Source organism: Phaeobacter sp. SYSU ZJ3003, from assembly GCF_041300735.1.
In the GTDB taxonomy this organism is placed as follows: domain Bacteria; phylum Pseudomonadota; class Alphaproteobacteria; order Rhodobacterales; family Rhodobacteraceae; genus Phycobacter; species Phycobacter gallaeciensis_A.
Window position 1 is genome coordinate 33,384 of record NZ_PXNU01000026.1, and the last position, 9,060, is coordinate 42,443.

A 9,060-nucleotide genomic window follows, 5' to 3' on the forward strand; every position below is an offset into this window, starting at 1 on the left:
TCAAGAACTTTGTGAGGGGCTGATGACTGACGCATCCCGATACGTGCTGACCGGAGGACCTGCTGCCACGCTGGTGCAGGGGCGCGCGCCTTATGGGCTGATTCCCGCAGCGGCTGTCGCCATCAAGGATGGCCTGATCGACTGGATCGGAGCTGAGGCTGACCTGCCTGATACTTACGCAGACTGGGACCGGCAGGATCTCGAAGGGCGGCTGCTGACGCCTGCGCTCATCGACTGCCACACCCATCTGGTGTTCGGCGGAGACCGGGCGCGGGAATTTGAAATGCGTCTGAACGGCGCATCCTATGCAGAACTCGCCCGTGCCGGGGGCGGCATCGTCTCGACCGTTTCGGCCACTCGCGCCGCGTCAGAACAGGAACTGGTTGCGAGCGCCCTGCCGCGTCTGGATGCGCTGATCGCCGAAGGGATCACCACGGTCGAAATCAAATCCGGCTATGGGCTGGACCGCGAGGCTGAGCTGACAATGCTGCGCGCCGCCCGTCGGTTGGGGCAGATGCGCCCGGTGACAGTCATCACGACCTTTCTGGGCGCCCACGCCGTGCCGCCGGAATACACCGGCCGTGCTGGGGCCTATCTGCAGGAGGTCTGCTTGCCCACCCTGCGCGCGGCCCATGATGAAGGGCTGGTCGATGCGGTGGACGGGTTCTGCGAAAACATCGCTTTCTCCCCGGCTGAGATCGAACAGGTCTTTGTCTGCGCGCAGGAACTGGGTCTGCCGGTCAAACTGCATGCCGAGCAGCTGAGCCGTCAGGGCGGCACCGCGCTGGCCGCGCGTTATGGGGCGCTGTCGGTCGATCACCTTGAATATGCCAATGCGGCGGATGCTGCGGCAATGGCCGGGGCAGGCAGTGTCGCGACCATCCTGCCCGGTGCCTATTACATGATCCGGGAAACCCAGGCGCCGCCCATCGCGCTGTTTCGTGACCACGGCGTGCCGATGGCGCTGGCAACGGACTGCAATCCCGGTTCCTCGCCGATGACCTCGCTCCTGATGGCGATGAACATGGGTTGCACCCTGTTCCGCATGACCCCGGAAGAGACACTGGCCGGGGTGACCTGCCATGCGGCGCAGGCGCTGGGCCTTTCGGACCGGGGCCGCATAGCGGCGGGCCTGCGCGCCGATCTGGCCATCTGGAACGTCAGCCGCCCGGCCGAGCTGTCCTATCGCATCGGTTTCAACCCGCTCCACGCACGTATTTTCGAAGGCAGACCATGATTGAGATGACCCCGGGCGCGGTGACGCTGCAAACGCTCGAAACCCTGTATCGCTCTGACACCCCGGTCCGGCTGGACCCGGCGGCGCGCTCCGCTGTCGAGGCTGCGGCCCGGATGGTGGCAGAGGCCGCAGCGGGCGATGCGGCGGTCTATGGCATCAACACAGGATTCGGCAAACTCGCCTCGACCCGGATCGCGCCGGAAGACACCGCCACCCTGCAACGCAATCTGATCCTCAGCCATTGCTGCGGTGTCGGCGATCCGCTGCCTGCAGACCGCACCCGCTTGATGATGGCGCTCAAACTGCTCTCGATGGGACGGGGCGCCTCCGGTGTGCGCTGGGCGGTGATCGCCCAGATCGAGGCTATGCTGGCATGCGGGGTCATTCCCGTTGTGCCCTCGCAAGGCTCTGTCGGCGCCTCGGGCGATCTGGCACCGCTGGCGCATATGGCGGCGGTGATGATCGGCGAAGGCGAGGCTACCTATGACGGGGCGCGCATGCCCGGCGCCAGGGCGCTGGAACTGGCGGGGCTGGAGCCGATCGTTCTGGGGCCAAAGGAAGGGCTGGGCCTGATCAACGGCACCCAGTTTTCCACCGCCTGCGCTCTAGCCGGATTGTTTGATGCCTGGCGTCTGGCCGAAGCCTCCATCGTGGTGGCGGCGCTGACAACGGATGCGATCATGGGGTCCACCGCGCCGCTGATCGCGGATATTCACGCACTCAGGGGGCATGCCGGACAGATCGACGTGGCCCGCGAGATGCGCGCCATCATGAGTGGTAGCGAGATCCGCGAAAGCCACCGTGACGGTGACAGCCGGGTGCAGGATCCCTATTGCATCCGCTGTCAGCCGCAGGTGCTGGGCGCGGCGCTGGACGTGCTGCGGATGGCTGCCGCAACGCTGGAGATCGAGGCGAACGCCGTCACCGACAATCCGCTGGTGCTGGTCGAGGCTGGGAAGATCGTGTCGGGCGGCAATTTTCACGCCGAATACGTTGGCTTCGCCGCTGATCAGATTGCCCTCGCCGTGGCGGAGATCGGTGCCATCGCGCAGCGCCGCGTGGCGCTGATGGTGGATCCGTCGCTGTCCTTTGACCTGCCGCCCTTCTTAACCCCCGATCCGGGGCTCAATTCCGGTTTCATGATTGCCGAGGTCACGACTGCGGCCCTGATGAGCGAGAACAAGCATCTCGCCAATCCCTGTGTCACCGATTCCACCCCCACCTCTGCCAATCAGGAAGATCACGTGTCGATGGCCGCCCATGGCGCACTGCGGCTGGGGCGGATGAACGCGAATCTGTCTGTGATCCTTGGCGTCGAATTGCTCTGCGCCGCCCAAGGGGTCGAGGCACGGGCGCCGCTGGTGACCTCTGATCGGCTGACGGAGGTGCTGCAGGCGCTGCGGGCGGAGATCCCGCCGCTCGCCGAAGATCGCTACCTCGCCCCCGAGATTGAGGCCGCCAGCGCCATGATCCGCAGCGGTGAAATCGCCCGGGCCGCCGGAACAGAGGTGCTGCGATGATCGAGGTTACCCGTGGCTCTGCTCCTTTGGTTCTGGGGCTGCCGCATACCGGCACCGACGTTCCGCCGGAAATCTGGGCGGGGCTGAACGAGGTGGGTCGGGCACTGGCCGATACCGACTGGCACATTCACGACCTTTTCGCGGGGCTGGTGGAAGAGGTCACCACCGTGCGCACCCCGGTCCATCGCTATGTCATCGACGTGAACCGCGATCCGGCGGGTGTCAGCCTGTATCCCGGGCAGAACACCACGACGTTGGTGCCGCTGACCGATTTCGACGGACGGGCGATCTGGACAGCAGGGGCGGAGCCGGACGAAGCAGAGATCGCCCGCCGCCGCGACGCCTATCATGCGCCCTATCACGCCGCGCTTGCGGCAGAGCTGGAGCGGGTCAGGGCACAGCACGGCTTTGCCATTCTCTATGACTGCCATTCGATCCGGGGCGAAATTCCCTTCCTCTTTGACGGGCTGCTGCCGGATTTCAACGTCGGCACCAATATGGGCACGACCTGCGATCCGGAGATCGAGGCGCTGACCCTGGCCCATTGCGAGGCGGCAGAAGGCTACACCGCGATCCTGAACGGGCGTTTCAAGGGCGGTTGGACCACTCGCCACTATGGCCGCCCTGCGGAAGGCCTGCATGCGATCCAGATGGAACTGGCGCAGCGCTGCTATTGCCTTGAACAGGCGCCCTGGACCTATGACGCTGCCCGCGCTGACCGGCTGCAGGCGCATCTGAGCCGTATTCTCACCGATCTGAAAACCTGGAGGCCGACATGAGCGATCCCCGCAAGAACAACCGCGATATCTATCCCCCCACCGGCCCCGAGATCAGCGCAAAAAGCTGGCTGACCGAGGCGCCGCTGCGGATGCTGATGAACAACCTGCACCCGGATGTGGCGGAAAATCCGCACGAACTGGTGGTCTATGGCGGTATCGGGCGTGCGGCGCGGACCTGGAAGGACTTCGATCTGATCGTCGACAACCTGCGCGCGCTCGAAGAAGATCAGACCCTGCTGGTGCAATCGGGCAAACCCGTTGGCGTCTTCCAGACCCACAAGGATGCGCCGCGCGTGTTGATCGCCAACTCGAACCTTGTGCCGCATTGGGCGAATTGGGACCATTTCAACGAACTCGATAAAAAGGGGCTGATGATGTACGGCCAGATGACCGCCGGGTCCTGGATCTACATCGGCACCCAGGGCATCGTGCAGGGCACCTATGAAACCTTTGCCGAGGCAGGTCGTCAGCACTATGGCGGCGATATGCGTGGCAAGTGGATCCTGACTGGCGGACTTGGCGGCATGGGCGGTGCGCAGCCTCTGGCAGCGGTCTTTGCGGGCGCCTGCTGTCTGGCGGTGGAATGCAACCCCGACAGCATCGATTTTCGCCTGCGCACGAAATACCTCGACGAGAAGGCCGAGACCCTGGACGAGGCCCTGGCGATGATCGACCGCTGGACTGCCGCCGGAGAGGCAAAATCCGTTGGCCTTCTGGGCAATGCGGCCGATGTCTTTGCCGAGTTGGTTGCCCGCGGCGTCCGCCCCGATCTGGTGACGGACCAGACCTCGGCCCATGACCCGGTGAATGGTTACCTGCCGCAGGGCTGGACCATGGGCGAGTGGAAGCAGAAGCGAGAAACAGACCCTAAAGCGGTGGAAAAGGCCGCTCGTGCCTCGATGAAGGTGCAGGTCGAGGCGATGTGCCAGTTCCACGCGATGGGCATTCCCACAGTCGACTACGGCAACAACATCCGCCAGATGGCGCTGGAGGAGGGGCTGGAAAACGCCTTTGACTTCCCCGGTTTCGTGCCCGCCTATATCCGCCCGCTGTTCTGCCGGGGCATTGGTCCCTTCCGCTGGTGTGCCCTGTCGGGCGATCCCGAGGATATCCGCAAGACCGACGCCAAGATGAAAGAGCTGTTCCCCGAGAACGAGGGCCTGCATCGCTGGCTTGATATGGCAGAGGAACGGATCGCCTTTCAGGGCCTGCCTGCGAGGATCTGCTGGATCGGCCTTGGCGACCGGCATCGGGCCGGGCTGGCCTTCAACGAGATGGTTCGCAATGGCGAGTTGTCGGCGCCGGTCGTCATCGGCCGCGATCACCTCGATAGCGGCTCGGTCGCCTCGCCCAATCGCGAGACGGAGGCGATGATGGATGGATCCGACGCGGTGTCGGACTGGCCGCTGCTGAATGCGCTGCTCAATACCGCCTCGGGGGCGACCTGGGTGTCGCTGCACCATGGCGGTGGGGTTGGGATGGGCTTTTCGCAGCACTCCGGCGTGGTGATCTGCTGCGATGGCAGCGAGGACGCCGACCGCCGTATCGCACGGGTGCTGTGGAACGATCCGGCCACCGGCGTCATACGCCACGCCGATGCAGGATATGAGATCGCCAACGACTGCGCGCGTGAGCACCAGCTGAACCTGCCGGGCATCCTCTAACGAAAAACGCGCCCCGGAGGGGGCGCGTTTCCAACAGTGCCAGTCAAGGCCGGGATCAGTCGCGCAGCAGCTCGTTGATGCCGGTCTTGGAGCGGGTCTGCGCATCGACGCGCTTCACGATTACCGCACAGTAAAGGTTGATGCCGTTCTTCGACGGCATGGAGCCGGAGACCACGACCGAGTAAGGCGGCACTTCGCCATACATCACTTCGCCGGTTTCACGGTCGACGATCTTGGTCGACTTGCCGATGTAGACGCCCATGCCCAGCACCGAGCCTTCGCGCACGATGCAGCCTTCGACCACTTCGGAACGGGCGCCGATGAAGCAGTTGTCCTCGATGATGGTGGGGCCGGCCTGCATGGGTTCCAGAACGCCGCCGATGCCGACGCCGCCCGACAGGTGAACGTTCTTGCCGATCTGTGCGCAGGAGCCGACGGTGGCCCAGGTGTCGACCATGGTGCCCTCATCGACGTAGGCGCCGAGGTTCACGAAGGAGGGCATCAGGACCACGCCCGGCGCGATGAAGGCGGATTTGCGCACGACGCAGTTCGGCACGGCGCGGAAGCCTGCGGCCTTCCACTGGTTTTCACCCCAGCCCAGGAATTTGCTGTCGACCTTGTCCCACCAGCCAGAGCCCTGCGGGCCGCCGGACTGGATTTCCATGTCCTTGATGCGGAAGCCCAGCAGCACGGCCTTCTTGGCCCATTGGTTCACATGCCAGTCGCCGTTTTCCAGCTTTTCGGCCACGCGCAAGCTGCCGCTGTCGAGCGCGTTAAGCGTATCTTCGATTGCTTCGCGCTGCTCGCCGGTGGTGGCGGGGGTGATGGTGTCACGAGCCTCCCAGGCGGCTTCGATTGCGGTTTCCAGCTGTGCGTTGGACATGCGTGTATCTCCGGCAAGAATGTCGTTTCGCGCTTTCATAGCGGTATTCGGGGGGAAGGTCATGTGCGGATTGCGGTGAAACAGCGGCTTTGAGCGTCCTCAGACGATCTATCGCACCCGGCGCAGGTGGCGGCGCAGGATTTCGCAGGCCGCTGCCGCATCGCGGCGCATCATCGCCTGCACGATGGCGGCGTGGTCCTTGTCGGCGCGCTGCCGCCACTGGTGCTGCCAGTTGGCAAACAGGTGCCGGGCCGCTGCGATGTGCAAATCGTCGATCGAGGCCAGCAGCCGCGGCATCCCGCAGGGTGCCAGGATGATGCGGTGGAACTGGCGGTTGAGCCGTTCCCAGCTGGCCATGTCCTCGGCCTCGTCGCAGGCGATACGGGCTGTGTCGGCGGCGGCGATGTCGGCGTCGCTGAGCCGGGGGAAGGCATGGGTCAGCGCCAGCACCTCCAGCGCCACCCGCATTTCGATCACCTCGCGGATCTCGGCCGGATCCAGCGCGCTGACGCGGGTGCCCCGGCGCGGCTCTGACCGTGCCAGCCCGTGCGCCTCAAGCCGCAACAGCGCCTCGCGCACTGGCACATGGCTGGTGTCGAATTCGCGGGCGATGTGGTCCTGACGCAGCTTTTCGCCCGCGGGCAATTGCCCGGTGACGATGCGCTCGCTCAGCGCGCTATAGATCCTGTCTGCGATCGTGGCGGTCATGGCCCTGCGATAGGGTGCCTTTGGCCCTGCCGCAAGCCTTAGCCCTGCGGCTGAAGCGGATCTGGGGCGATATTGCCACCACAGACCAGCACAGACACACGTTCGCCGGGGGCAGGCTGGTAGGCGCCGGACATCAGCGCCGCCAGTGCGGTTGCGCCCGCCGGTTCGGTCAGGATGCGCCGCTCGCGCCACAGGGCATGCTGCGCGCGGGTGATGGCCTCGTCCGGAACCGTGACCGATGTGACGCCGCGCGCCTGCGCCAGATCATAGCAGATCGACCCGATGCGTTTGGCGCCAAGCGCGTTGGCGGCGACGCCTGAAACCTCGACATCGATCGGTGCCCCGGCGGCCAGTGCGGCATTGAGCGCGCAGGAGGTGTCGGGTTCGACCGCGACGATCTTCTTGGCGCCATTGAACCAGGCCAGCGCCCCGGCGATCAGCCCGCCACCGCCGACCGCGATCACCACGGTGTCGGCTTCCAGTCCCTGATCCTGCCATTCGGCGAAACAGGTGCCCTGACCGGCCACGGTGCCGGGCGCATCATAGGCATGCACCTGCATGGCGCCTGTTTCCTGTTCATAGGCCTGCGCCAGTTCCAGCGCGTTGGCATAGGCGCCGGGCACCACCTGAAGATCGGCGCCGGTGTCGCGGATCAGTGAAATTTTCGCGGGGCCTGCCATCTCGGGCACGTAGATGCGGGCGCGATGACCCAGTTTGCTGGCGGCATAGGCCACTGCCGCGCCGTGGTTCCCGCCCGAGGCTGCGACGATGCCTGCCTCTGGAACATCACAGCTGAGCAGGGTGTTGAAGGCGCCACGCGCCTTGAAGCTGCCGGTATGCTGCATGTGTTCAAGCTTCAGCTCGATCGGCCGGTCCAGATCAAACCCTTTCGTCTGCAACACGGGGGTCACCTGCACGTGGTCCCGAATGCGCTCTGCCGCTGCTGCGATATCGCTTGTCCAATCCATGTCGTCCGCCTTTTCTTGTCTTTCGGCGGGAGACTACGCCACTTCGCTCCGGGTGCAAGAGCCGAGCGGTGCGCGTGGGCTGGCGCCGGGGGCAGGGCAGCGATAGACAGGGCATCAGTTGAGCATAACACGCAGGTCTTTTCACATGAGCGACGATCGCAAAAGCCGGTTTCCAGACGCCCAGTCCGACCGGAGCCGGGCCGAACATCTGCCGCATACGCCGCAGACCCGGTCCCCGTCCTACCGGCTGGCCTTTGACGACAGCGATTTCATGCTGCGGGACGAGCTGCGCCCTGTGCGGTTGCAGCTGGAACTTTTGAAACCGCAGTTGCTGCTGGATGAAAAGGGGATCGAAAGCACCATCGTCATGTTCGGCGGCGCGCGCATTCCCAGCCCGCAAAACAAGGAGCAGGCCCGCACGCAGACCCTTGCGGATCTTTCTCATTTCTACGACGAGGCGCGGGAATTTGCCCGGCTGATGACGCTGACATCCCTGGAGACTGTTGGACAGCACAATGTCATCGTGACGGGCGGCGGGCCGGGCGTGATGGAGGCAGGGAACCTAGGTGCCAGCGATGCCGGGGGGCATTCGATCGGCCTTGGCATCGTTCTGCCGCATGAGCAGGCACCGAACCTCTATGTGACGCCGGATCTCAGCTTTAACTTCCACTATTTCGCGGTGCGCAAGATGCACTTTCTGATGCGGGCCCGGGCGATCACCGTTTTTCCGGGTGGCTTTGGTACTCTGGATGAACTGTTCGAGAGCCTCACCCTGATCCAGACCGGCCGCATGGAACGGGTGCCCTTCATTCTATTCGGGCGCGCGTTCTGGGAAAAAATCATCAACTGGGAGGCCCTGGCGGATGCCGGGACCATTTCCGATCAGGATCTCGACCTGTTCCGGTTCGTCGAAACGGCACAAGAGGCCGTGGAGATTATCGATAACTGGGAGCCTGCTCCGGCGCGCGGCGCTTTGCCGGACCGCGACATGTAATCAGACTGCCGAGCCAAATTCGGCCGCACCGCATCCGTCACCAATGCGTGGGGGATGCGGGCTGCTCAGAAAAACTCCGGCGGCAACACGCCAACCGCGATGCCCTGGGGCAGACGGGTCAGGATCTGTTCGCCTTCGATCGTCTTGATGCCATAGCCATAGCCACGCAGGCGAAATTGCCATTCACGGGTGCTCAGCGCCTTTTCACGCTCATCACGGATCATGGTCAGAACGCCCGGTTCCCCCTCAGTCAGGATAGTTGTCGCCTCTGTTTCAGTGATAAATTGAACCTGACGAGGCGGGCGGA

At 64.4% G+C, this 9,060-nt stretch carries 9 protein-coding genes; 5 read left to right on the forward strand and 4 right to left on the reverse strand.

The window, feature by feature from the left end; all coding sequences use genetic code 11:
* Nucleotides 1-22: 22 nt before the first annotated feature.
* From hutI to hutU, 4 genes are read left to right on the forward strand one after another with little or no spacing between them, the layout of a single operon-like run.
* Nucleotides 23-1,237: an imidazolonepropionase gene (gene hutI / locus C6W91_RS10670; protein ID WP_274837910.1), complete on the forward strand. Its 1,215-nt coding sequence runs from the start codon at nt 23-25 to the stop codon at nt 1,235-1,237.
* A complete protein-coding gene (hutH, locus tag C6W91_RS10675; RefSeq protein WP_274837911.1) occupies nt 1,234-2,757 on the forward strand; it encodes a histidine ammonia-lyase in 1,524 nt (507 codons plus the stop codon). The genes hutI and hutH overlap by 4 nt, the downstream gene beginning before the upstream one ends.
* Nucleotides 2,754-3,536, forward strand: coding sequence for an N-formylglutamate deformylase (gene hutG, locus C6W91_RS10680; RefSeq protein ID WP_274837912.1), 783 nt, complete (start codon nt 2,754-2,756; stop codon nt 3,534-3,536). The genes hutH and hutG overlap by 4 nt, the downstream gene beginning before the upstream one ends.
* Nucleotides 3,533-5,200, forward strand: coding sequence for a urocanate hydratase (gene hutU, locus C6W91_RS10685; protein ID WP_370570806.1), 1,668 nt, complete (start codon nt 3,533-3,535; stop codon nt 5,198-5,200). The genes hutG and hutU overlap by 4 nt, the downstream gene beginning before the upstream one ends.
* A gap of 55 nt (nt 5,201-5,255) precedes the next feature.
* Here the strand turns inward: hutU and dapD are convergent, their stop codons facing one another.
* From dapD to C6W91_RS10700, 3 genes are all read right to left on the reverse strand, one after another.
* Nucleotides 5,256-6,083, reverse strand: a complete 828-nt coding sequence (dapD, locus tag C6W91_RS10690) for a 2,3,4,5-tetrahydropyridine-2,6-dicarboxylate N-succinyltransferase (protein WP_065273668.1) — start codon at nt 6,081-6,083, stop codon at nt 5,256-5,258.
* A 108-nt stretch (nt 6,084-6,191) separates the two neighbouring features.
* Entirely contained in the window at nt 6,192-6,791 is a 600-nt protein-coding gene (locus tag C6W91_RS10695; RefSeq protein ID WP_065272178.1) for a GntR family transcriptional regulator, read from the reverse strand.
* A gap of 38 nt (nt 6,792-6,829) precedes the next feature.
* The gene (locus tag C6W91_RS10700) at nt 6,830-7,759 is read right to left on the reverse strand and encodes a threonine/serine dehydratase (protein ID WP_370570807.1); all 930 of its coding nucleotides are present in this window, start codon (nt 7,757-7,759) and stop codon (nt 6,830-6,832) included.
* 145 nt (nt 7,760-7,904) lie between these two features.
* On the opposite strand from C6W91_RS10700, the gene C6W91_RS10705 reads away from it, so the two are divergent.
* Nucleotides 7,905-8,753 carry an LOG family protein gene (locus C6W91_RS10705; RefSeq protein WP_274831662.1) on the forward strand — a complete coding sequence of 283 codons (849 nt, stop codon included), beginning with the start codon at nt 7,905-7,907 and terminating at the stop codon, nt 8,751-8,753.
* A 65-nt stretch (nt 8,754-8,818) separates the two neighbouring features.
* Here the strand turns inward: C6W91_RS10705 and C6W91_RS10710 are convergent.
* On the reverse strand, nt 8,819-9,060 hold a 242-nt coding region (locus C6W91_RS10710), incomplete at its 5' end, for a hypothetical protein (RefSeq protein ID WP_370570808.1).